A 22531-nucleotide genomic window follows, 5' to 3' on the forward strand; every position below is an offset into this window, starting at 1 on the left:
TATTCGCCAATAAGAATAGGCGATAGAGGAGTTTGGCGCGCTATGAATGACACACCTGACATCCATCTTTTTTCCTACGGAACCTTGCAGCAGGAGGGCGTCCAGTTGTCTTCCTTCGGTCGCCGTCTGAATGGTTCGCCGGATGCAATGCCTGGCTTCAAGAAATCGATGATCGAGATCACCGATCCCGATGTCATTCGCGCCAGCGGCAGCAATTTTCATCCCATCGTCATGCCGAGTGACAATCAGTCGGATGAAGTGGACGGAACCGTGTTTGAGATTACAGCAAAGGAACTCGCCGCAGCCGACGCCTATGAAGTGTCTGATTACAAGCGGATCGAAGTGCGGTTGACGTCCGGAATCAACGCTTGGGTTTATGTGAAGGCCTGAGATTTATAGGCTTGTAAGTTGTATAACCAATATACGTGGTTCGACAACCTCACCATGAGGGAGAGTGAGGATTGCAGGGAGCCTATACTCTGCGAGGATGTTCAGACTGCAATGTTCCGGTTGGCCTTGTAGCTGCTATCTCCCTCACGGTGAGCTTGTCGAACCACGACCACGAACCACACCCACACCCACACAGAGGATACAAACTGAGCTTCTGAAACCTAAGCCGTAAAGACGCGCTTCGGCTTGAACTGGCCCTGTTCGATGAAACCAATCGCGAGAAGCTTGCCCTTGCTCGTCACACAGGCTTCGTCGGCTTCCACGGGCGCATCGCGGCCACGCAGAATCACCGGATTGCCCATACGGATGCGGTGCGCCTGATCGTCGGACAAGGGCACCTGCGGAAGGCTTTCCAGAGCAGCAACGGTATCAATCAGAAATGCATCCATCACCGAGAAGCGCGCGTTGATGCTCTCATAGGAATTGTCAGAGCCTTCCTCGGCCTCGGCGGGAACCGGTGGATGCGCGGCTTCCAGCTCTTCCAGCGTGACAAAATCCTGTTCATCGAAGGGCGCAACTTCAATGCGGCGCAAATCGGAAATATGACCGTAACAGCCGAGATCACGCCCCATATCCCGCGCAAGCGAGCGGACATAAGTGCCCTTGCCGCATTCGACTTCAAAAATCGCCGTTGAGGCATCCGGTCGTTCGATCAGTTCGAGCCGATCGATTTCTACTTCACGCGAGGGTATTTCCACCTCTTCGCCACCACGGGCCAGATCATAGGCGCGCTCGCCTGCAATCTTGATGGCAGAGAATTTTGGCGGAATCTGCTGAATTACGCCGGTATATTTGGGCAGAACCGCGGTGATTGCGGCCTCATCCGGGCGTTGATCCGCGGTAACCGTAATATCACCTTCCATATCGTCCGTTGTGCGTTCAGCACCCCAAGTGACGGTGAAACGATAAATCTTGGTGCCGTCCATTACATAGGGAACGGTCTTTGTCGCCTCGCCCAGCGCAATAGGCAGCATGCCGGATGCGAGCGGATCAAGCGTACCCGCATGTCCGGCTTTCTCGGCCTTGAACAGCCACTTGATCTTAGAAACGGCCTCGGTCGAACCCATGCCCTTGGGTTTGTCAAAGATCAGCCAGCCGGATACGGGCCGGCCCTTTTTCTTGCGCTGTCTCGACATTCAATTGTTTCCGTCAGGGCCGTGACCCGGCACGTCACCCGGATTGGGATCGATATCGCCGTCATCATCATCGTGGTCATCATGATCGTTGAGATCGCGGGTTACTTCCGGCTTGCGCAGCAGCGCGTCGATCTTGGCGTAGTTGTCAAAGCTTGTATCGATGCGGAAGCGGAATTCCGGCATATACTTCATTTGCTTGAGGTAAACGCCTGCTCTGCCGCGAATAAATTTCGCATTCTTGTTCAAGGCCGCAATCACGGCATCACTGTCCTTTGCGCCAATAGGCGAGACAAAACAGGTCGCAATCTTCAAATCGTTGGACATGCGCACTTCGGAAATGGCGACAACGGCATTTTCCAGCGTTTCATCACGGACATCACCGCGCTGAAGCACTTGAGAAACCGCGTGGCGCACTTGCTCACTGACGCGCAACTGGCGTTGTGAAGGTCCGGAAGTCGGTAAACGAGACATATCAATCGTATCCCAAAATACAGGAGATCGCCGGTTTTTGTTCCGGCGATCCTGTTGTCGATGATTTAAACGCTGCCCTTGGGGCTTGGCATCAAAGCGTGCGGGTAATGTGTTCTACGCGGAACGCTTCGATCGTATCGCCTGCGCGAATATCGTCGTAGTTCTCGAACGCCATACCGCATTCCTGACCCGCAGGCACTTCGGAGACTTCGTCCTTGAAGCGCTTGAGCGTCTTGAGCTTGCCTTCGTGAATGACAACGTTGTCGCGGATAAGGCGCACGCCTGCACCACGTTCGACCTTGCCTTCCGTAACGCGGCAACCCGCAACCTTGCCGACCTTGGTAATATTGAAGACCTCGAGGATCTCCGCATTGCCGAGGAAGGTTTCGCGGCGTTCCGGCGACAGAAGACCGGACATTGCTGCCTTCACGTCATCAACCAGATCGTAGATGATGTTGTAGTAGCGGATCTCTATGCCTTCACGCTCGGCCAGATCACGTGCCTGCTTGTTGGCACGAACATTAAAGCCGATGATCGCTGCATTGGACGCTTCAGCAAGAGCGATATCGCTCTCGGTGATACCACCGGCACCCGAATGGATGATGCGTGCCCGAACTTCATCAGTTCCGAGCTTGTCCAGTGCACCGGCAATGGCTTCGATGGAACCCTGCACGTCACCCTTGATGAGCAGCGGGAATTCCTTCAGACCAGTTACCTGCAACTGGCTCATCATCTGCTCGAGCGAGCCACGCGATCCTGCCTGACGTGCCACAACCTTTTCACGGGCAAGACGCGTACGGTACTCGGAAATCTCCCGGGCCTTGGCTTCGTTTTCCACGACGGCAAAGCGATCACCCGCCTGTGGCGGCCCACCAAGACCGAGAACCTCAACCGGCATAGCCGGACCAGCGTCCTTCAGGTTTTCACCGCGATCATTGACGAGTGCACGAACACGGCCCCATTCGCTACCGGCAACAATAATGTCACCAGGGCGCAGTGTACCCTTCTGAACCAGTACGGTTGCAACCGAGCCGCGTCCGCGATCAAGCTTGGCTTCGATGACGACGCCTTCAGCTGTACGTGTAGGATCAGCCTTGAGGTCAAGAACTTCAGCCTGAAGCAGGATGGCTTCAAGCAGTTTATCGAGACCAAGACCGGTCTTGGCCGAAACTTCAACGTCCAGTGTTTCACCGCCCATTGTTTCAACAAAGACTTCATGCTGCAACAGACCGTTGCGAACCTTCTGCGGATCGGCAGATGGCTTGTCGATCTTGTTGATCGCCACGATGATCGGAACACCCGCTGCCTTGGCATGGTTGATCGATTCAATCGTCTGCGGCATCACGCTGTCATCGGCAGCAACGACAAGGATAGCGATATCCGTTGCCTGTGCACCGCGGGCACGCATCGCCGTAAAGGCAGCGTGACCTGGTGTGTCGATGAATGTGATCTTGTGACCGTTCTGCTCGACCTGATAGGCGCCGATGTGCTGGGTGATACCACCTGCTTCACCAGAAACCACATTGGCCTTGCGGATGGCATCAAGCAACGAGGTCTTGCCATGATCGACGTGACCCATGATTGTAACGACTGGCGGCCGCGACACGAACGAAGTCTGGTCGTCCTGTACGTTGAAGATACCTTCTTCAACGTCGGATTCTGCGACACGGCGAACCGTGTGGCCGAATTCCTCAGCGATCAGCTGAGCCATATCAGCATCGATCAGATCGCCAGCCTTCATCATCTGGCCTTCCTTCATCAAGTACTTGATGACATCGACCGAACGCTCAGCCATACGTTGGGCGAGCTCCTGAATTGTGATGGTCTCAGGCAGAATGACTTCACGCGCGATTTTCTCACGTGTTTCCTGCTGCATGCCGCGCTTGAATTTCTCCTGACGGCGGCGCATGGCGGAAAGTGAACGGCTGCGGCCTTCGTCATTCAACGCGGAGCCCAGAGTCAGCTTACCACGACGGCGCTCATCTTCACCCTTGACAACCTTGGGTGTGCGCACTTCCGGCTTGGCCGGCGCAGCACTGCTGTTGCCACGACGGGCACCGGCAGGGCTGGCGCGACGTTCTTCTTCTTCCTCGGCGGCAACTTTACGCACGGCACCCTTCGGCGCAGAAGCTTCTTCGGTAGCCTTGGCTGCTGTTTCAGGCTGGCGCTTGCGAGCTTCCTCTTCCGAGCGATGCTTGGCTTCAGCTTCCTTACGCAGGCGCTCCTCTTCCTCTGACTGACGGCGAGCAGATTCTTCTCGCTCCTTCGCGCGCAGAGCGTCTTCCTCCGCACGGCGTGCAGCTTCTACTGCTGCACGGGCACGGTCCTCTGCATCACGAACCTTTGAACCTTCAAGTGCCTTGCGGCGAGCCTCAAGTTCAGCGGTCGACAGTGTGTTCAGCACCATGCCTGAACGATCATTCGGGCGGGGGCTTGCGGAACGGTAAGGCTGCTGTGCCGGACGCTGCGACTGAGCGGGGGCAGCGGGACGCGCACTTGCGGAAGCAGACGGCGCCGGTGCACTTGGCGCAGGAGCAGCCGGACGCGGCGCTGGCGCTGGCGTGCTTGGCGCGGTCGTCTGCACCGGCGCAGGTGCTGGCTGGGGAGCCGCTGTTGGCCGCGCAACCGGTGCCGAAGGAGCAGGTGCTGGGGCCGCAGACGCTGGCGCCTGCACCGGAGCAGCAGGAGGCGTTACCTCCGGCTTCTGATCCGGAAGGCTAAACTTGCGCTTCTTTGTTTCAACGACAACAGACTTCGTGCGGCCATGACTGAAATTCTGACGCACTGTACTCTGTTCAACGCCAGGCCGCTTCAAGGTCAGGGTCTTTTTATTGACGCCAAGCGTCTTGTCGTCTGTCGATTTTGTATCGCTCATTCCGTTTCCGTTTCCTTCGCGGCAGATGCCGCTTTAGCGTCGGCCAGATCCGTGAGGCCATCGCGAAAATGCTGTAGCAGCCAAGCTCGATTAACGAACCCGGCAGCTGCCTTCCCCTTGAGTACGGCAGCATGTATCACATTTACCCCGCCTAATGCCAAATCCATTTCATCGCTTTCAAACAATGAAAGGGCGGGAATTTCGGGTCCGCCGGCATAAACGACCGAACGGCGGGCCTGATCAAGCTTGCGGACACCATCTTCCGCTGCTTCACGGGCATGAAGAACCAACGCTGCGGTGCCGTTGCGGATCGCTGAGTCCACTTTTGCGGCCCCTGTTACCACAACACCGGCCTTGCGCGCCAACCCAAAACTGCCAAGCGCGAATTTTACCAGCATCTGATCTACAACCAACCCGAAATCATCCGGGACAGTCACATTGGTTTTCAACGCACGCGGGAAGAGCTTTCGCTTGACCGCTTCATCAATATAACGCCGCTGGGCCTTCACCCAACACCCCCTGCCAGGAAGATTGCGCTTCAAATCAGCGACAACCGTTCCATCGGGGCTTGCAACGAACCGGATCATGTCATCGACAGAACCGCCTTCGCGCGTGACAATGCATGTCCTGTCATTCATTTCCGGTTCCACGTACAAGGTCTCTCGCTATCAGCCAGCGACCTCTTCGTCCGGCACTTCGTCAGTTTCTACAGCAACCAGATCGTCTTCGGTGATCCAGCCAACCTTGAGGCGTGCAGTCAGAACCATCTGCTCCGCTTCGGTACGGCTGACTTCGAAAGCCGAGAGAATGCCCGCATGGTTGATTGTCTCACCATCCTTGCGTTCACGCCAGCCGGTCAATTCATCCACCGCATACCCGGCGAAGTCTTCGACGGACTTAACGCCATCTTCACCGACCGCGACCAGAATGGCATTTGTCATGCCAGGCAGGTCGCGCAGGTCGTCCTCAACACCAAGTTCCTTGCGGCGCGCATCCCGTTCCGCTTCAATACGTCCGAGATATTCCTGAGCGCGCTGCTGAATTTCACTTGCAGTTTCCTCGTCGAAACCATCGATGGAGGAAATTTCATCGCCATCCACATAGGCGATTTCCTCGACGCTGGCAAAACCTTCCGACGCAAGAACCTGACCGACCATCTCGTCAACATCAAGTGCTTCCATGAACAGGTTCGAGCGCTCGACGAATTCCTTCTGGCGGCGTTCGGATTCTTCCTGTTCAGTGAGAATGTCAATGTCCCAGCCGGTTAGCTGCGATGCGAGGCGTACATTCTGACCACGACGACCGATCGCTAGGGATAGTTGGTCATCCGGGACCACAACTTCAATACGTTCGGCATCTTCATCAAGCACAACCTTGGAAACTTCCGCCGGCTGCAACGCATTGACGATGAAGGAAGCTGGCTCCGGCGACCACGGAATGATGTCAATCTTTTCGCCCTGCAACTCGCCGACGACAGCCTGAACGCGCGAACCGCGCATACCAACGCAGGCGCCGACGGGATCGATCGACGAATCACGCGAAATCACCGCAATCTTGGCGCGGGAACCCGGATCACGGGCAACCGACTTGATTTCGATGATGCCGTCATAGATTTCAGGCACTTCCATGGTGAAAAGCTTTGCCATGAACTGCGGATGCGTACGGCTCAGGAAAATCTGCGGGCCGCGCTGTTCGCGGCGCACGTCATAAACATAAGCACGGACACGGTCACCGTAACGGAATGTCTCGCGGGGGATCAGTTCGTCGCGGCGGACAATCGCTTCACCACGGCCGAGGTCGACAATCACATTGCCGTATTCAACGCGCTTGACGCTGCCGTTGATGATTTCGCCGACACGATCCTTGTATTCGTCATACTGGCGGTCACGCTCGGCTTCACGCACTTTCTGCACAATAACCTGCTTGGCGGACTGCGCAGCGATGCGGCCGAAATCCATTGGCGGCAGCTGGTCGGCGAGAAAATCGCCCGGCTGCGCATCAGGATTACGATCGCGTGCAGCGTCCATGCTGATCTGCGTGACCGGATCTTCGACATTATCGACAACTTCCAGCAGGCGCTGCAGCTTGATCTCGCCTGTTTTGGCGTTGATATCGGCGCGGATATTGGTCTCCTGACCGTAACGCGAACGCGCGGCTTTCTGGATGGCATCGGCCATTGCCGCAATAACGATCTCGCGGTCAATCGACTTCTCGCGGGCCACCGCATCGGCGATCTGCAGAAGTTCTAGCCTGTTTGCACTGACTGCCATGTCTTTCTCCTTGAGTTCCCCTTGGGGTTCATCGCACCGCTTCTCCCGCGGGCGTATGAAGATCAATCCTGTTTTGTCTGTTCCTGCTCGGCGGATTCCGTCTGGTCTGCCTCGTCAGAGGACGCAGCGCCCTCCTCCGGAATCCGGCCTTCGCGCAAATCCTTGTCGCGGCGCAAAGCATCGCGAATAAGATCATCTGTCAAAATGAGCCGTGCATCCGAGATCAATTCGAATGGCACTTCGATCACCGGCTCGTCACCATAACTCGCCTGATCACTCTCTATCGTGACAGCATCCTCCGTAACGGCTGCAATGCGGCCGCGGAATTTCTTGCGTCCGCTCAATACTGCTGAGGTGTCAACCTTGACGACATGACCGGACCACGTGGTGAAATCCGATTTGCGCACCAACGGACGGTCAATGCCGGGCGATGACACTTCCAGATGATAATGACGGTCGATGGGATCTTCCACATCCAGCACCGGCGACATGGTGCGGCTAACCAGTTCGCAATCCTCAACGGTCATCGTGCCATCGAAGCGCTCGGTCATGATCTGCAAAGTGAGGCCGTTCAAGCCGGAGAGCCGAACACGCACGAGGCGAAAACCAATGGATTCGAGAACCGGCTCAATAATACCGGCAACACGGGCATCGATACCCGTCTCGGTTATAATACGCTCTTCGTGCACGGTTGTTTCAACCGCTTCGTGTTCTGTTTTGGTGCCGTCTGTCACGCAGAATTTTCCCTGTTTCGGCCCCAAGAAACAAAAAAGAGCGGGACCTGTGTGGACCCACCCCTGTTCTATCGACCAAGAATATGACTTCTATATATCGAAATGACGGGGCAGTTTCAAGCGCCGTGACGAATTTCTGCATACGAGTCACAAGTTCGTCCGTTTCTATATCAGTTAAAGCTGCGTCAAACCACGGCGCTTCCCACAAATCATGCAGATCGACCCGCAAGACCCAAGGCAGCCGAAATTTGCGGCCAGCGGTGGATTCAGGCTTTTATATGGGCTGAAAATGCAGAATTCAGGCCATCGCAATGCATTTTCGCATGGCTGCCCTGCGCGTGAGGGCCTAACCGTCCAAGGTCAATTCACTTATCTATGCTGCATCGCAATATAACTGCGAAAGGAATGAGCCATGACCAAGAGACATATGCCTTACAAGATCAGCCGCTTTCTCAACGTATTCGGCAGTGCCGTCGCTGTTGCATCCGCAACACGTATCGGTCACCAGCCGATTGCTTCAGATCTGCGCAATCTTGGCATTGACCCTGTTCAGTTCAGCGCTATCCACCGGAACTAACCCATGATCCCGAAAAGTTGCATGACTTTTCGGACGGGATCATGCGTCAGAGTAATTTTTCCGGTGGAACAGGCTGATTAATGATCAGTCTTCGTTTGCGGCGAGTTGCGACAGCACCTTGCCTTTGCCCCGTGCCCGCAAGATCAATGGTACAACTACAGCGCAGACAGCCAAGACAAGCAGAATGATCGCGATGGGCGACCCCACCAGAACGGTAACGTCGCCCTGACTGATCGCGAGTGCACGGCGCAACTGCTGCTCCGCCATCGGTCCAAGGATCAGGCCCACGACAACAGGTGCAATCGGATAACCGAAGCGCCGCAGAATATATCCCAGGATACCGAACACCAGCAGCATGCCCAGCTCGAATGTCGAGGGATTGGCGCCGATTGTGCCAAGTGTTGCGAACACCAGAATACCCGCATAGAGCCAATGCCTCGGGATGGACAGCAACCGCACCCAGAGGCCGATCAGCGGCAGGTTAAGCACCAGCAGCATGAAATTGGCTACCAGAAGGCTGGCAATCAATCCCCAGACAATTTGCGGGTTGGTCGCAAACAGCAAGGGTCCAGGCTGCAAACCAAACTGCTGAAAACCAGCCAGCATAATGGCGGCCGTAGCCGTCGTCGGCAGACCAAGCGTCAGCAAGGGAACCAGCGTTCCGGCGGCCGACGCGTTATTGGCAGCCTCCGGACCAGCCACGCCTTCAATGGCGCCGTGGCCGAATTCCTCCGGCTTTTTCGCCAACTGCTTTTCCACCGAATAGGAGAGGAACGTACCGATCTCTGCGCCACCCGCAGGCATCGCCCCGATCGGGAAGCCGATGAGCGTGCCGCGCAGCCATGGCTTCCAGGAGCGGGACCAATCTTCTTTGTTCATCCAGACCGAACCCTTGACCGGTTCGATCTTTTCATCGCCGCCACCGCGCGCAGCGGCCACGCTCAAGGTTTCTCCGATCGCGAAAAGTGCAACCGCAAGCGTCGTTACCTCCACACCGTCGAGCAGATCCGGAATACCGAATGCCAGCCGCGCCTGCCCGGTCTGCAGATCGATACCGATCAGGCCAAGCGCGAGACCGAGAAACAGTGCCGTCAGCCCGCGCAATGTTGAATCGCCGAACGCCGCCGATACGGTCATGAAGGCAAGGATCATCAGCGCGAAATATTCCGCCGGTCCAAAAGACAGCGCAAATTTGACGATTGTCGGAGCGATCAGCGCAAGGCCCAGCGTTGCTATGAGACCGGCAACGAACGAACCGATAGCAGCCGTTGCCAGCGCCGGCCCGCCGCGTCCGGCACGCGCCATCTTGTTACCTTCCAGCGCTGTAACAATGGAGGCGCTTTCCCCCGGCGTGTTCAGAAGAATGGACGTGGTTGATCCGCCATACATGCCTCCGTAGTAGATACCGGCAAACATGATAAGCGAACCGGCCGGATCGAGTTTGTAGGTAACGGGCAGAAGCAGCGCGACTGTCAGCGCTGGTCCGATACCGGGCAAGACGCCAACGGCTGTGCCCAATGTCACACCAACCAGTGCATAAAACAGATTCATCGGCTCCAATGCGACTAGGAAACCGTGGGCTAGGAGTGAAAATGTATCCATGGCTGTGATGCCTTTTAAATGAGGTGCTCAAGCGGCCCGGCCGGAAGCGACAATTGCAGCCCCTTGGCAAAAATGACCCAAACCACAAAGGACAGGACGATGCCGATAGGAACGGTCATCCAGAGCGGCCCCTTGCCGAACCCGCGGGCCGTCGCTGCAAACAGAATACCCGTTGCAATCGAAAAGCCGACCGTGTTCAGGAGCAGCATCTGTGCAGCAAGCCCGCTGACAATCCAGAAAACCGGTCCAAACTCCTGCTCTTCGCGTTCGGGGAAATCCCCGCGCCAAGCTTCGAAACCGGTCCAGATGGCCAACGCAAACAGGCAGGCCGATATGGCATAAGGAAATGCGCCGGGGCCAATGCGTGTCGTGCTTCCGCCGTGGGCGGTCGCCGTGCTGTAAACAATGACAGCCGCTATGATGGCAAGAACGACTGCAATGACCAGCGCCGCCCGATCTGGGCGGCGCGCTTCGGGAGTGTTTGACCTGTCTGTCATTTTACAAGGCCGATATCTTTCAGGATTGCGGACGTTGCGTCGGTGTCCTTCGCCAGCTGCGCCTTGAACGCGTCACCCGCAAGGTAGGTATCCGCCCAGCCCTTGGAAGCCAGCTGATCCTGCCATGTCTTCGACTTTACCATCTTTTCTACATCCGCACCGATGGCTGCTTCCTGCTCCTTGGAAATTCCAGGGGCAGCGGCCACCATACGCCAGTTCTGGATAGCCACATCGACGCCACCTTCCTTGAACGTCGGCGCGTCAATACCTGCAACCTTTACATCGCTGGAAATGCCGATGATCCGCAATGTACCCGCCTTGATCTGCGATTCAAACTCACCGTAACCGGAAATACCGACCGTTACCTGATTGCCGAGAATGGCAGCCAACGCCTCACCGCCACCGGAGAAAGCGATGTAATTGACCTTGGTCGGATCAACGCCTGCTGCCTTGGCGATCAGACCAGCCGTAATGTGATCCGTGCCACCGGCCGAACCACCACCCCAGGAAACCGAACCCGGATCAGCCTTGAGCTTCTCAACAAGATCCGCGATGGTCTTGATCGGGGATGCGGCCGGAACGACCAATGCTTCGAACTCACCCGTCAGGCGTGCAATCGGGGTGACCTGTGACAGGTCGACCGGTGACGCGTTCGTCAAAATAGCACCAACCATCACGTAACCGCCGACGATCAATTGCGCCGGATCACCCTTCGCGGAATTGGCAAACTGGGCCAGACCAATGGTGCCACCAGCTCCTGGGACATTAACGACCTGAACGTTCCCCGAGATTTTTTCATCTTGCAACACGGTCTGAATCGTACGAGCCGTCTGATCCCAGCCGCCGCCAGGGGCCGCAGGAGCCATGATCTTGTAATCTGCAGCGAAAGCCGAACCTGACACAATCATTGCGCCGGCAGCGACGAAAGTAAGCAACATTTTACGCATTGTAGAAATCCTCCCGTGACAGCATTCAGCCGTCTGTTTTTCCTGGACCTTTGAAGAAGCCGGGAGTTGGCGACAGTCAAAGCCACGCATTGACGACAAACGTCGAATTCAATGCAACAATACAACTATAGGACAGCCTCCCAGCGGTCTCCTCATCGTCAGATTGACATGAGAAAACTGTCTGGAAGCTGTCATCGGAGTTGAGAGACGGGCCAATATTGCCCGGACAGAGCGATTAGCGGCGTAAAAAGGTCAGATAGGCACCGATACGGCCTTCACGATGCGCCTTCTGCTCATAGCGTGTGCTGGGCCAAGCTTCATAAGGCGTATGCCAATCGGCCGAAGTTTCGGCCTGCCATTCGAAATCGCCGTGCTCACGGCAATGCTGCAACGCCCAGTTAACGTACGTATCAATATCGGACGCGAAGCGGAACGGACTGCCTGGTTTCAATACCCGGGCAAAACGGTCAAGATTCTTCTGGCTGACAAAACGCCGCTTCCAGTGCTTTTTCTTCGGCCAGGGATCCGGATAAAACAGATCTATGCCGTCAAGCGAAGCTTCCGGCAACCAGTCAAGAACCTGCGTGGCATCATCGTCATAGAGACGGATGTTCTGCAAAGGATTGTCGTGCAAATCAACAACAAGCTTTGCCATGCTATTGACGAAGGGCTCAACGCCGATGAACCCGGAGGTGGGAAACCGGGCGGCTTCATGTAGCAAATGTTCGCCGCCGCCGAACCCGATCTCCAGCCGGACCTTGTCGACCTGCGCAGTGAAAAGACCGCGCAGGTCATTGGGGGCAGCTTGCGACAGGTCCAGCTTGAGCAGCGGCAGCAGTTCATCACGAATGGACCGCTGCAACGGCCTCAGCGTTTTGCCATTGCGTCGGCCAAAAAAGGCTTCCGTCGAACGCTCGCGCCTTGGCTCTTCTGTCTCTGTCATCATCACAATCAATCGTACTGGCGGCTTACGCTGCCAGTACGCTCTTCAGTTGCTTGGCCAAATCGGTCTTCTCCCAGGAGAAAGAACCATCACGACCCGGCTTGCGGCCGAAATGGCCATAGGCGGATGTCTTGGCATAGATCGGCTTGTTGAGATCAAGATGCTTGCGAATGCCCGTTGGCGAAAGGTCCATGACCTTGCGCAAAGCGCCTTCGATCGCATCCTCATCCACCTTGCCGGTGCCGTGCAGGTCAACGTACACCGACAGGGGCTGGGCAACACCAATGGCATAGGACAGCTGGATGGTGCAGCGATCAGCAAACCCTGCAGCCACAACGTTCTTCGCAAGATAGCGGGCAGCATAGGCCGCAGACCGGTCAACCTTCGTTGTATCCTTGCCGGAGAATGCTCCGCCGCCATGGGGCGCAGCACCGCCGTATGTGTCAACGATGATCTTGCGGCCTGTCAGTCCTGCATCACCATCCGGCCCGCCGATGACGAACTTGCCGGTTGGATTGATGTACCAGACGCAGGTGTCAGCAATCTTGAGATCGCCCAGCGCTTCGCGGATGTAGGGCTCAACCACCTGGCGAACCTTCTTGGAATCCCAGCTCGCATCAAGATGCTGAGTTGAAAGAACGATCTGCGTCGCTTCGGCGGCAACGCCGTCAACATAACGAACGGTCACCTGGCTCTTGGCATCAGGGCCAAGCCGTCCGGCATCACCTTCGCCCTTGTGACGGGCAGCAGCAAGCAGCTCGAGAATTTTGTGGGAATAATAGATCGGAGCCGGCATCAGATCAGGGGTTTCGCGGCATGCATAGCCGAACATGATACCCTGATCACCAGCACCTTCTTCGCCCTGACGATCGGAGGCATTATCGACGCCCTGCGCAATGTCAGCCGATTGCGGATGCAACAGCACATCAATCTTTGCGGTTTTCCAGCTGAAGCCTTCCTGCTCGTAGCCGATATCACGGATCGCACGCCGTGCTGCCGCGCGGAAACGGGAGGGATTGATGACCGGATGACCCTTGGCATCATGAACAACAGCGCCGTTCTTGTCCTTTTTGAGAAGCGTGTCCGGAACACGTACCTCACCGGCGATAACGACACGATTGGTCGTTGCCAAGGTTTCGCAAGCGATACGCACAGTCCACGGATCAACACCCGTCTTCTTCGCTTCCCTATAGATCATATCGACGATTTCATCGGAAATACGATCACAAACCTTGTCTGGATGACCTTCCGATACGGACTCACTGGTAAAAAGGTAGGAACTGCGTGTCACGGGGAACCCCTCTTGAAACAAACGTGCACTCGATCCGCAGGGAACGAGCATGCGTAGTGTTTGCCAAGCTCAGAGGATTCAGTCAATTGCTTTCGTTTTCAAACAAACGGCATTGGAAGAATTTTTTACTACAATTCGCTAAGAATGGCCGGCTTGCGGACAGCCTATCGTTCTGAATCTTCCTCATGACTCAAAGTCCGGACAAGATCGAGAATCTTGCGTCGGATTTTTGGATCGCCAATCTTTGCAAAAGCACGAGCCAGCTGGATACCCTCGGAGCTATTGAGGAAGCCAACCACATAGGTGTTGTCACTCTCTTCTTCGAACCCCGGCTGTTTTTCCGGCTGATCGGGCATATCGTCAAAGAAAAATGTGACGGGCACATTGAGAACGTTACCGATCGCTTGCAGACGACTCGCACCGACCCGGTTGACGCCCTTCTCGTACTTCTGAATTTGCTGAAATGTAATACCCAGGCTGTCGCCAAGTTTTTCCTGGCTCAGACCAACCATGTTGCGGCGCAAGCGAATGCGTGCCCCCACATGGACGTCAACTGGGTTCGGTCGCTTTTTATTATCGGGCATGAAAATCTCATTCGTATGAAATGGGGCTGAAAACTAATTTTATCATCAATGTATCAACAGACCAAATATAACGGTATTCGACAGGGCAAAGGCATAAAAGTCAACCAAGACGCCTTCTGTCGCGGTAAAAATACGCAAGTACGGCAGCAAAAATCGCGCAGAGTACAATCAGAAATTGCAACCTGCGTAAGGCTTCACTTAATGGTAGCTGAACCTTACCCGGCAACGCTGCATCTACGACGCCAACGGCATCCAGCGCAAGGGCGTCGATGATTCGACCATAAGGATCCACAACCGCTGACAGTCCATTATTGGCTGCACGTACGAGAGGCAGGCCCTGCTCGACGGCGCGTAATTGCGCCTGACGGAAATGCTGGTAGGGGCCAGGTGTATCCCCATACCAGGCATCATTGGTCACGTTGATAATAGCGTCGGCGGGAGCTCCCTGATAACCGAGTTCAGCGGGGAAGATCGCCTCGTAACATATCAATGGCAACGCAACGAAACTGTCATTCACCTGGAGCGACTGCCGGGATGCACCGGCGGTAAATCCGCCCGGCATTTCCACAACCTCGCTCAGACCAAGATTACGCAGAATTCCTTCGAGGGGCAGATATTCTCCGAAAGGAACGAGATGTACCTTGTCCGCCGCACCGACAATCTCGCCCGCATCGTTGATGGTGTATATCGTGTTGTAATAAAGTGGCTGCTGACTACCTCCCGGCTCTTCCATCCGAATGGCACCGGCGAGCAATACCTGGCCTTCTTCAAGTGTGTCGGCAATGGCCTGCAACGCGTCGGGCGTCTTGGTCAGAATGTACGGGACAGCTGTTTCCGGCCAGACGATCACGCCGGGTTTGGCGGCTCCTGCCTTTGGTGCCTGGTCACTCATTGCGAGATATTTATCGAAAATATCGCGACGGGCGCCGGCATCAAATTTGAGATCCTGCGCAATTGACGGCTGGACTATTCGCACAATCGGGCCCTTTGCCACCAAAGTGGCCATTTTTAGCCTGTAAAATCCGTAGCCTACATGGGCGCAAATCAGGATCAGTGCCAAGACCACGCCTGTCTTGATATCCCGGCGGCTTGCAAGCAAGGCGGGGACAGAAAACACCAGAACGGCAAGGGCATTCATTGCCAGCAACCCGACAATGACCGACGACTGCATGAGAACCGGAACCGGCATTGCCGCATAGCCGATGGCATTCCATGGAAAACCGGTCAGCACAAAAGAACGCAGCCATTCTGCAACGCCGAAGGCAAATGCCAGCGAGAGAATGCGCCCGAGCCCCTCGCTCCAGAACAGCCGGGCCAAAGCCGCGGCAAAGGCATAAAAAAAAGCAAGAACAGCCGGCAATCCAAGAATGGCCAAGGGAATGGCCCATGCAAAATGCGCGGCGTCGACGAGCAAAGCATTGCCGATCCACCAGAGTCCAAAGACAAAGTAACCGAAGCCGAACCACCAGCCGATCATGGCGGCAGGCAGCAACCTGCGAATGGGCCCTGCACCCGCATTGTCAACGGCGCCGTCTATCAGCCAGACGAGAACAGGAAAGGAAATGAAGCAAACGGCGAAAAAATCATAGGGAGGAAGCGCAAAACTCGCCAACGCCCCCATGAGGAAGGCCAGCGCAACGCGCTTCCACCCCCACAGCAGGATGATTTTTCCGGCCAGACGCTGGATCATGCCATGCCCCACCCTTTCTGATTTTTCTTCAGTCTTAGCCGGTGAGACTTGCGCCAATCATTCGTCCATTTCGGCAGGTTCGTCCGCCGCACCCTGTCGCGGGGCGCGCGAACGGCGTTCGGCATGGCGCAGGGGCACAATGCGAACCTTGCGAATACGGCGTGGGTCCGCTTCCAGCACGTGGAATTCATAACCCGGAACGGCCTGCACCATTTCGCCACGCACAGGAATGCGGCCAAGGATCGAGAAGATCAGGCCACCGACCGTATCCACATCCTCGCCGTGTTCGCCAACAATGAAGCCGGAGCCAATCTTTCCGGCAACCTCTTCAAGATCAGCACGCGCATCGGCGATGAAGATACCTTCCGGCTCTTCCATGATCATCACTTCATCGTCGTCATGCTCGTCTTCGATGTTACCGACGACCATTTCGACAATATCTTCCAGCGACACCAATCCATCGGTGCCGCCATATTCGTCGATAACCAGCGCGATTTGAATGCGCTGTGCCTGCATGCGGCCCATCAGGTCGTTGGCCAGCATGGATGGTGGCACGAACAGAATCGGGCGCATCAGGCTGAGTTCTGCGATCGTCTTGGTCAGCTCGACATTACCAAGATCAAACTTGGCCGCAACGGGGCCTTTGGGCGCTTTGGCGGAGGTCCGGCGCTGGGTCTTCACCCTGGAAATCTTGGTGATGTGATTGACCACATCGCGGATGTGCACCATGCCGCGCGGATCGTCCAGCGTTTCGGCAAAGACGGGCATGCGCGAATGGCCGGATTTCTCGAAGACCTCGAGCAGATCGCCCAGAGTTGTCGTGATATCCACGGCCTCGATATCGGCGCGCGGAATCATGACATCTTCCACACGCAGCTCGCGCAGCCGCAGAATATTGTGCAGCATGGCGCGTTCTTCCGGCGAGAAAGCCGTGTCGCCGTTGTCCGTACCTGCAAGCGCCGCATCAATATCCTCTCGCAAGGATGTGCCGGGGCGAGCGCGCAGAAATGGAAAGATTGCGGTGAGAAGCGAGCGCTTTTCGGTTGCGGGCGCTCTGGTGCTACTTTGCCCCTCGGCGTCACTCTCCTGCCCGGTTATGCCCTTGGCGGGCGCGGCAGGATCGTTCTGGTGCGACGTGTCAGACATGGTCCTCAATCGGATTGATCGTCAGTGACCGATAGCGCATATGGGTCGGGAATGGCAAGATGCGCGAGAATTTTACGCTCCAGATCTTCCATCTCTTCCGCTTCGCTCTCAACAATATGATCGTAGCCAAGCAGATGCAGGAACCCGTGCACAATCAGGTGCGTCAAATGATGGTCAAAGAGCTTCTGCTCTTCGACGGCTTCACGCTCGACTGTCTCCCGCGCAATGACGATATCGCCAAGCATTGGCCCCGGCTTCTGGCCCGGCTTGATCGGGAAGGCAGGAAATGACAGGACATTGGTCGGCTTGTCCTTGTCGCGCCAGTCATTGTTCAGCTCTTTGATCGCCGCATCATCGGTGAAAACGAGGCTAAGTTCACTCTCTGGCTGCTGGCCACCATCCAACACCTGCCATGCGGCAGCAATTGCCTTTTTGGCAAGCACCTGCAAACTGGCTTCATCAGCCCAATCGTCCGTTTCAACGAGAATATCGATATCGATCAAAATTGTACCATCAAGTGTTAGATATGTTTCGAGCACTCAGCCCGTCGAGTCAGCTGGGTGTTTTCGAGAACCGGAGCGCTCATGGACATTGAAGTCTATGAGCACCGGAAGCACAGAAAATCGCAACAGGTGGACAACGGGACGAAGTGTTCGAAGATATCTCAGGGCTTGGCGCCTTCCTTGTCGTAAGCACGGACGATAGCAGCGACGAGCGGATGGCGGACAACGTCCACGTCCGAGAAGCGGACTGTGACTATACCGCTTACGCCGTCGAGAATTCTGAGTGCCTCGACCAGACCTGATTTCTGGCCGGGCGGAAGATCAACCTGACTGGGATCACCCGTTATAATCATGCGTCCGTTTTCACCAAGGCGCGTCAGGAACATTTTCATCTGCATGGCTGTCGTATTCTGTGCCTCATCGAGGATGATGGCAGAGTGCGCCAGCGTGCGTCCGCGCATGAACGCCAGCGGCGCAATTTCGATGACGCCGGCAGCGATTGCCCGCTCCACCTTGTCAGCGGGCATCATGTCGTACAGCGCGTCATATAGCGGCCGCAGATAGGGATCGACTTTTTCCTTCATGTCGCCGGGCAGGAAACCCAGGCGTTCACCGGCCTCCACAGCCGGCCGTGAGAGAATAATCCGGTCCACCAGACCACGCTCCAAAAGCATGGCAGCATGAGCAACGGCCAGATAGGTCTTGCCTGTACCGGCGGGCCCGACGCCAAAAACCATCTCGGAGCGGTCGAGCGCCCGCATATATGCGTCCTGCGTCGGTGTCCGGGCAAAAATCGTCTTCTTGCGCGTCGATATCTGGGCTGCAGCCATCTTGCTCTTGTTTTCCATGGTGGGAAGCGTCAATTGATCGTCAGCGGCAATAGCCATGCGCAAGGCCCCATCCACATCGGAAGCCGAGATGTCATGGCCTTTCTGTAGCTGTTCGTAGAGTTGGTCGAGCGCCCTACGGGCCTGCTCCGTCGCGCCCGGCTCACCACGAATAGCGAGCTGATTTCCCTTGGAACGGACATCGACACCCAACTTTTGCTCAATGCGGGCAAGGTTCTCATCGAACTGGCCGAACAGGGCGCTTGCCAGCCGGTTATTGTCAAATGTCAGTACGATATGCGCCAGATCCGAGGCTCCGGACGGAGCGGGTTTCAGCTTTTCGGTGGCGGTCAATCGGCTCTCCTTACCAAAAGGTGTTCAGTCCTTATATAGTCCCGTCGCTTGTAGTTTCCATCTCGCGAACCCCAACCAGACTGTTGGTTCCCGTGCTGATGATTCGTACGTTGATTATGTCGCCGATTTCGCCGCCATGTACATCGATAATTACAGGTTGTAACCAGGGAGATCGTCCAACCATCTGTCCGGGCTCCCGCCCCGCCTTTTCGATCAGCACATCCATGGTCTTGCCGATCAGGCTGCGCTGGAATGCATATTGTTGTTCGGACAGCAGGGCCTGCAGGCGCTGCAATCTTTCGTCCTTCACCGCTTCGGGAACATGATCGTCCATATCGGCACCCGGTGTGCCCGGACGCGGTGAATATTTGAAGGAATAGGCGGCCGCATAGGTGACATCACGCACGATCTGCAGGGTTGCCTCGAAATCCTCGTCCGTTTCACCAGGAAACCCGACGATGAAATCGCCGGAAAGTGCGATATCCGAACGCGCTTCGCGAATCCTGTCGATCAGGCGCACGTAATCCGCAGCCGTATGCTTCCGGTTCATCGCCTTGAGGATGCGATCCGACCCAGCCTGAACCGGGAGATGCAGATAGGGCATCAACATGGGCAGGTCACGATGGGCATGGATCAGCGTGTCGTCCATGTCGCGCGGATGGCTGGTCACGTAGCGCAGGCGTGCAATGCCGGGAATATCGGCCAACCGGTAAAGCAGTTCGCCCAATCCCCACTCCCGTCCATCCGCGCCTTGGCCATGCCACGCGTTGACGTTCTGGCCCAGCAAAGTCAGTTCACGCACACCTGCATCGGCCAACTTTTCAGCTTCCTTCAGAATCTGTGCTACCGGTCGCGAGACTTCCGAACCGCGGGTGTAGGGCACCACACAGAATGTGCAGAACTTGTCGCAACCCTCCTGAACGGTCAAAAAAGCGGTAACGCCACGGCTTCTGGTCTGTTCCTTGCGCGGGGCGGGCAGATGCTCAAACTTGTCTTCAATCGCATATTCCGTCTCGACGACCCGTTCACCCTGACGCACACGGGCAAGCGCCTGCGGCAGACGATGATAAGTTTGAGGTCCAACCACCAGATCCACCACCGGTGCACGGCGGGTGATCTCGTCCCCTTCCGCCTGCGCCACACAACCGGCAACGCCGACTGTCAGCTCGCGGCCTTCTTTGGCGCGGGCATCCTTCATCTTGCGCAGACGGCCAAGCGCCGAATAGAGCTTCTCCGACGCTTTTTCGCGAATATGGCAGGTATTGATCAGCACCAGATCGGCGTCTTCTGCCGTATCCGTGGGACTATAACCTTCGGCAGCCAGGCTATCGGTCATGCGCTGGCTGTCATACACATTCATCTGGCAGCCATAGGTCTTCACATAGACCTTGCGCGTGTTGGCAAGCGATGCGGTTCCGGATGCTTCGTCCGGCTTATGCGTGATGCTGATATCGTCCATGCGAGGCTTCTAAAGCTTTTTGGCGTCTTTGAGAATAGCAGAGTCGACAGGAATGACTGACTCCTGGCTTTCGCCCGCTGGCGTGACAAGATCACGCCCAAGGAGTGACGACAACATCATTGCCCTGACGCGCTCCTCCATCAAACGCGCCAACGTCTTGCGGTTTGTCTTGCTGTCGATGGTCATCGGTTCGCCGAACCACACGTCGACATCAATTGCACCATCTTTCAGAAGCCCGATGAGGCTTGGCCCCAATGGCACATCGCCCGGCCAGGAAATGAGCGGGCGATGGAACCGCCCCATTGGCACGCCGTGAACCCGCGTATAGGCAATGGCGACAGGTTGCACGGTAACTGTTTCCACGCTGGTTTCGCGAATTGCCACCTGTGCAGCACCAAAAAGTGACGTCTTGAAAGGCAAGACGCGATTGCCATCGGAGGTCGTACCTTCGGCAAACAGCACCATCACATCACCGGCCGCCAGACGCGTTGCAATCTCGCTCGCCTGATCATGCGTCTTGCCGCGTTTTTCCCGTTCGACAAAGACCGAACGCTGCAATTTGGCGAACATGCCAAAAAGCGGCCAGTCCGCGACCTCCGCCTTGGCGATGAAGGATATCTCCTTCAGGGAACCCAAGACAACAATATCGGACCACGATGCGTGATTGGCAGCAAGCAGCAGCGGACGTTCCGTCGCCATATCGCCGTGCATGTGAATGCGTAATCCGAGCAACTTTGCAGCTATCCGATGGAATCGCAGCGGGAATTTCGTCTGCAAGTTCCACCCCGCCTTCACAAACAAATATTGCAGTGGCAAGGCAAAAAGCGTGACAAGCGCAAAAATTGTAGAGGCAAATACAAAACGGACCCAGGACATCATGTCAGCGCGCCTGCTTCAGATCGCGGCGCATGGTCAAAGCCGCGGAGCGTCCGTCCGCAGTTTCGTAGTAGCCCGGACGTTTCCCCACCTGCTTGAATCCAAGACGACGGTAGAGCGCAAGCGCCGGTAAATTGACTTCGTCCACTTCCAGAAACAGCATATCGGCCCGCGCATTATGCAAATGGCGCAGGGTCGCATCCATCAGCGCGTGGCCGATACCGCGGCGCTGCGATGCCGGTGCAACGGCGACGGTCAGAATTTCGGCTTCGTCAAGCACAAGTCGCGCCAGCACGAAACCACCCGGGGGTGCAGAAAGGTTGCCTTCTTCACGGGCAATGAAACCGAAGACATTCGCCTCAACCATCAGAGCATGGAATTCCTCGTCGCTCCATGGCTGGCTGAAAGTCAGCCGGTGCAGCTTTGCCAAATGTGCCGAATCGGTGCGCGCCAACGGCTCGATGACGAAAGGACGGCTTCGCAGATTGCCCAAGGGAAAGCCCATCATTCAGCGATCTTCCTTTTCAGCACGAATCCCTGCTGCGGCTTGACGTCGAGCCCGCGCAGATAGAGCGGCTTGGGCGCTTCGCCATCGAATTGGCGCCGTGCTCCGAGATGGGCGAAGGCTTCGATTGTTCCTGTCGACGTTGTGACGGCCACATCCAGTTTCTGCTCACGGCCGGCATTGACAAGCGCCGCACCCGAACCGGACAATACCACATCGTTCTGGCGACCGGATAATGCGGCGAATATATCAGCCAACGTTGTTACACCAGGCACCGAGTCGGACGAACCGTCCGGTGCGAAGAATTGCGCATAGATCTCGTCCCGACGAGCATCGATGATGGAGAGAACCGAGCGGCCAGCGAATGTCTGCCCGGCGTTAAAAGCCAGTGCCTCAAGCGTGCTGATGCCGACAACTGGACATTTCAGCGCGAGCCCGAATCCGCGCGCCGTGGACACACCGACCCGCACTCCCGTGAATGATCCGGGGCCAACACTGACGGCTATCTTGCCAATTGCGCTGATCGATACCCCTGCCTCGTCCAACGTCTGTTCAATGAACGCCATCAAACGCTCGGCATGGCCCTTGCCGATGTCCTCACTTGTTGCGGCGAGAATAGTCCCGGTTTCGACATCGAGAACAGCAACAGAGCAAAGTGTGGAGGCCGTATCAAGCGCAAGCAGTTTCATGGTCAATCGCGTAAACAAGAATCAGCCAGCAAACAAGTAGCGATAGGCTTTGTATGCAGATTCCGGTGCGTGGTATCGTATTTACCGGATGTCCCTGCTCGAGTT

Annotated in this window: 21 protein-coding genes and 2 pseudogenes; 2 read left to right on the forward strand and 21 right to left on the reverse strand. The window is 56.3% G+C overall.

Features of this window, described 5'->3' with window-relative positions:
- Positions 1–42 precede the first annotated feature (42 nt).
- A complete protein-coding gene (locus FHW16_RS04935) occupies positions 43–390 on the forward strand; it encodes a gamma-glutamylcyclotransferase family protein (protein ID WP_182548002.1) in 348 nt (115 codons plus the stop codon).
- Between the two features lie 221 nt (positions 391–611).
- Here the strand turns inward: FHW16_RS04935 and truB are convergent, their stop codons facing one another.
- The 7 genes and pseudogenes from truB to rimP all read right to left on the reverse strand — a co-directional run bounded on the left by truB (position 612) and on the right by rimP (position 7936).
- Positions 612–1586 carry a tRNA pseudouridine(55) synthase TruB gene (truB, locus tag FHW16_RS04940; protein WP_182548003.1) on the reverse strand — a complete coding sequence of 325 codons (975 nt, stop codon included), beginning with the start codon at positions 1584–1586 and terminating at the stop codon, positions 612–614.
- Entirely contained in the window at positions 1587–2057 is a 471-nt protein-coding gene (gene rbfA, locus FHW16_RS04945; protein ID WP_182548004.1) for a 30S ribosome-binding factor RbfA, read from the reverse strand.
- Between the two features lie 91 nt (positions 2058–2148).
- Positions 2149–4131, reverse strand: a pseudogene (infB, locus tag FHW16_RS04950) (translation initiation factor IF-2); the annotation flags it as partial.
- A gap of 80 nt (positions 4132–4211) precedes the next feature.
- A pseudogene (locus tag FHW16_RS29255) lies at positions 4212–4932 on the reverse strand (translation initiation factor IF-2 associated domain-containing protein); the annotation flags it as partial.
- Positions 4929–5570, reverse strand: a complete 642-nt coding sequence (locus FHW16_RS04955; protein WP_182548006.1) for an RNA-binding protein — start codon at positions 5568–5570, stop codon at positions 4929–4931. The gene FHW16_RS04955 and the pseudogene FHW16_RS29255, both read right to left, overlap by 4 nt.
- A gap of 30 nt (positions 5571–5600) precedes the next feature.
- On the reverse strand, positions 5601–7202 hold the full coding sequence (gene nusA, locus FHW16_RS04960) for a transcription termination factor NusA (RefSeq protein ID WP_182548007.1): 1602 nt from the start codon (positions 7200–7202) through the stop codon (positions 5601–5603).
- A 62-nt stretch (positions 7203–7264) separates the two neighbouring features.
- Positions 7265–7936 (reverse strand): ribosome maturation factor RimP, encoded by a 672-nt coding sequence (gene rimP / locus FHW16_RS04965; RefSeq protein WP_182548008.1) that lies wholly within the window; start codon positions 7934–7936, stop codon positions 7265–7267.
- A 412-nt stretch (positions 7937–8348) separates the two neighbouring features.
- Between rimP and FHW16_RS04970 the strand changes: the two genes are divergently transcribed.
- Positions 8349–8513, forward strand: coding sequence for a hypothetical protein (locus FHW16_RS04970; protein WP_182548009.1), 165 nt, complete (start codon positions 8349–8351; stop codon positions 8511–8513).
- An 84-nt stretch (positions 8514–8597) separates the two neighbouring features.
- Here FHW16_RS04970 and FHW16_RS04975 read toward each other — a convergent pair whose 3' ends face one another.
- The 14 genes from FHW16_RS04975 to tsaB all read right to left on the reverse strand — a co-directional run bounded on the left by FHW16_RS04975 (position 8598) and on the right by tsaB (position 22426).
- Positions 8598–10115 carry a tripartite tricarboxylate transporter permease gene (locus FHW16_RS04975; protein ID WP_182548010.1) on the reverse strand — a complete coding sequence of 506 codons (1518 nt, stop codon included), beginning with the start codon at positions 10113–10115 and terminating at the stop codon, positions 8598–8600.
- Between the two features lie 14 nt (positions 10116–10129).
- Entirely contained in the window at positions 10130–10612 is a 483-nt protein-coding gene (locus tag FHW16_RS04980; protein WP_182548011.1) for a tripartite tricarboxylate transporter TctB family protein, read from the reverse strand.
- A complete protein-coding gene (locus tag FHW16_RS04985) occupies positions 10609–11559 on the reverse strand; it encodes a Bug family tripartite tricarboxylate transporter substrate binding protein (RefSeq protein ID WP_182548012.1) in 951 nt (316 codons plus the stop codon). Before FHW16_RS04985 ends, FHW16_RS04980 begins: the two co-directional genes overlap by 4 nt.
- 235 nt (positions 11560–11794) lie before the next feature.
- Positions 11795–12505, reverse strand: a complete 711-nt coding sequence (gene trmB, locus FHW16_RS04990) for a tRNA (guanine(46)-N(7))-methyltransferase TrmB (protein WP_182548013.1) — start codon at positions 12503–12505, stop codon at positions 11795–11797.
- Positions 12506–12527: 22 nt separating this feature from the next.
- Positions 12528–13793 carry a methionine adenosyltransferase gene (gene metK / locus FHW16_RS04995; RefSeq protein ID WP_182548014.1) on the reverse strand — a complete coding sequence of 422 codons (1266 nt, stop codon included), beginning with the start codon at positions 13791–13793 and terminating at the stop codon, positions 12528–12530.
- 164 nt (positions 13794–13957) lie between these two features.
- Positions 13958–14377: a helix-turn-helix domain-containing protein gene (locus tag FHW16_RS05000; RefSeq protein ID WP_182548015.1), complete on the reverse strand. Its 420-nt coding sequence runs from the start codon at positions 14375–14377 to the stop codon at positions 13958–13960.
- Positions 14378–14477: 100 nt separating this feature from the next.
- Positions 14478–16067 (reverse strand): apolipoprotein N-acyltransferase, encoded by a 1590-nt coding sequence (lnt, locus tag FHW16_RS05005; RefSeq protein ID WP_182548016.1) that lies wholly within the window; start codon positions 16065–16067, stop codon positions 14478–14480.
- Positions 16068–16124: 57 nt separating this feature from the next.
- Positions 16125–17213 (reverse strand): hemolysin family protein, encoded by a 1089-nt coding sequence (locus FHW16_RS05010; RefSeq protein WP_182548017.1) that lies wholly within the window; start codon positions 17211–17213, stop codon positions 16125–16127.
- Between the two features lie 5 nt (positions 17214–17218).
- Positions 17219–17752, reverse strand: a complete 534-nt coding sequence (gene ybeY, locus FHW16_RS05015; RefSeq protein WP_432651991.1) for an rRNA maturation RNase YbeY — start codon at positions 17750–17752, stop codon at positions 17219–17221.
- Between the two features lie 125 nt (positions 17753–17877).
- Positions 17878–18897 (reverse strand): PhoH family protein, encoded by a 1020-nt coding sequence (locus FHW16_RS05020; protein ID WP_246711623.1) that lies wholly within the window; start codon positions 18895–18897, stop codon positions 17878–17880.
- A 31-nt stretch (positions 18898–18928) separates the two neighbouring features.
- Positions 18929–20356, reverse strand: a complete 1428-nt coding sequence (gene miaB, locus FHW16_RS05025; protein WP_182548018.1) for a tRNA (N6-isopentenyl adenosine(37)-C2)-methylthiotransferase MiaB — start codon at positions 20354–20356, stop codon at positions 18929–18931.
- A 9-nt stretch (positions 20357–20365) separates the two neighbouring features.
- Complete coding sequence (locus FHW16_RS05030) at positions 20366–21235, reverse strand: lysophospholipid acyltransferase family protein (RefSeq protein ID WP_182548019.1); 870 nt, start codon at positions 21233–21235, stop codon at positions 20366–20368.
- A gap of 1 nt (position 21236) precedes the next feature.
- Entirely contained in the window at positions 21237–21740 is a 504-nt protein-coding gene (rimI, locus tag FHW16_RS05035; RefSeq protein ID WP_182548020.1) for a ribosomal protein S18-alanine N-acetyltransferase, read from the reverse strand.
- The gene (gene tsaB, locus FHW16_RS05040) at positions 21737–22426 is read right to left on the reverse strand and encodes a tRNA (adenosine(37)-N6)-threonylcarbamoyltransferase complex dimerization subunit type 1 TsaB (protein WP_182548021.1); all 690 of its coding nucleotides are present in this window, start codon (positions 22424–22426) and stop codon (positions 21737–21739) included. Before tsaB ends, rimI begins: the two co-directional genes overlap by 4 nt.
- Positions 22427–22531: the final 105 nt, after the last annotated feature.

It is taken from the genome of Phyllobacterium myrsinacearum, assembly GCF_014138285.1.
In the GTDB taxonomy this organism is placed as follows: Bacteria; Pseudomonadota; Alphaproteobacteria; order Rhizobiales; family Rhizobiaceae; genus Phyllobacterium; species Phyllobacterium myrsinacearum_A.

Bases quoted from the DNA above. Each gene is read 5' to 3' on its own strand.
- FHW16_RS04935 (WP_182548002.1), top strand. From the start codon at position 43: ATGAATGACACACCTGACATCCATCTTTTTTCCTACGGAACCTTGCAG.
- truB (WP_182548003.1), bottom strand. From the start codon at position 1,586: ATGTCGAGACAGCGCAAGAAAAAGGGCCGGCCCGTATCCGGCTGGCTG.
- rbfA (WP_182548004.1), bottom strand. From the start codon at position 2,057: ATGTCTCGTTTACCGACTTCCGGACCTTCACAACGCCAGTTGCGCGTC.
- FHW16_RS04955 (WP_182548006.1), bottom strand. From the start codon at position 5,570: ATGAATGACAGGACATGCATTGTCACGCGCGAAGGCGGTTCTGTCGAT.
- nusA (WP_182548007.1), bottom strand. From the start codon at position 7,202: ATGGCAGTCAGTGCAAACAGGCTAGAACTTCTGCAGATCGCCGATGCG.
- FHW16_RS04970 (WP_182548009.1), top strand. From the start codon at position 8,349: ATGACCAAGAGACATATGCCTTACAAGATCAGCCGCTTTCTCAACGTA.
- FHW16_RS04975 (WP_182548010.1), bottom strand. From the start codon at position 10,115: ATGGATACATTTTCACTCCTAGCCCACGGTTTCCTAGTCGCATTGGAG.
- FHW16_RS04980 (WP_182548011.1), bottom strand. From the start codon at position 10,612: ATGACAGACAGGTCAAACACTCCCGAAGCGCGCCGCCCAGATCGGGCG.
- FHW16_RS04985 (WP_182548012.1), bottom strand. From the start codon at position 11,559: ATGCGTAAAATGTTGCTTACTTTCGTCGCTGCCGGCGCAATGATTGTG.
- trmB (WP_182548013.1), bottom strand. From the start codon at position 12,505: ATGATGACAGAGACAGAAGAGCCAAGGCGCGAGCGTTCGACGGAAGCC.
- FHW16_RS05000 (WP_182548015.1), bottom strand. From the start codon at position 14,377: ATGCCCGATAATAAAAAGCGACCGAACCCAGTTGACGTCCATGTGGGG.
- lnt (WP_182548016.1), bottom strand. From the start codon at position 16,067: ATGATCCAGCGTCTGGCCGGAAAAATCATCCTGCTGTGGGGGTGGAAG.
- FHW16_RS05010 (WP_182548017.1), bottom strand. From the start codon at position 17,213: ATGTCTGACACGTCGCACCAGAACGATCCTGCCGCGCCCGCCAAGGGC.
- miaB (WP_182548018.1), bottom strand. From the start codon at position 20,356: ATGGACGATATCAGCATCACGCATAAGCCGGACGAAGCATCCGGAACC.
- FHW16_RS05030 (WP_182548019.1), bottom strand. From the start codon at position 21,235: ATGATGTCCTGGGTCCGTTTTGTATTTGCCTCTACAATTTTTGCGCTT.
- rimI (WP_182548020.1), bottom strand. From the start codon at position 21,740: ATGATGGGCTTTCCCTTGGGCAATCTGCGAAGCCGTCCTTTCGTCATC.
- tsaB (WP_182548021.1), bottom strand. From the start codon at position 22,426: ATGAAACTGCTTGCGCTTGATACGGCCTCCACACTTTGCTCTGTTGCT.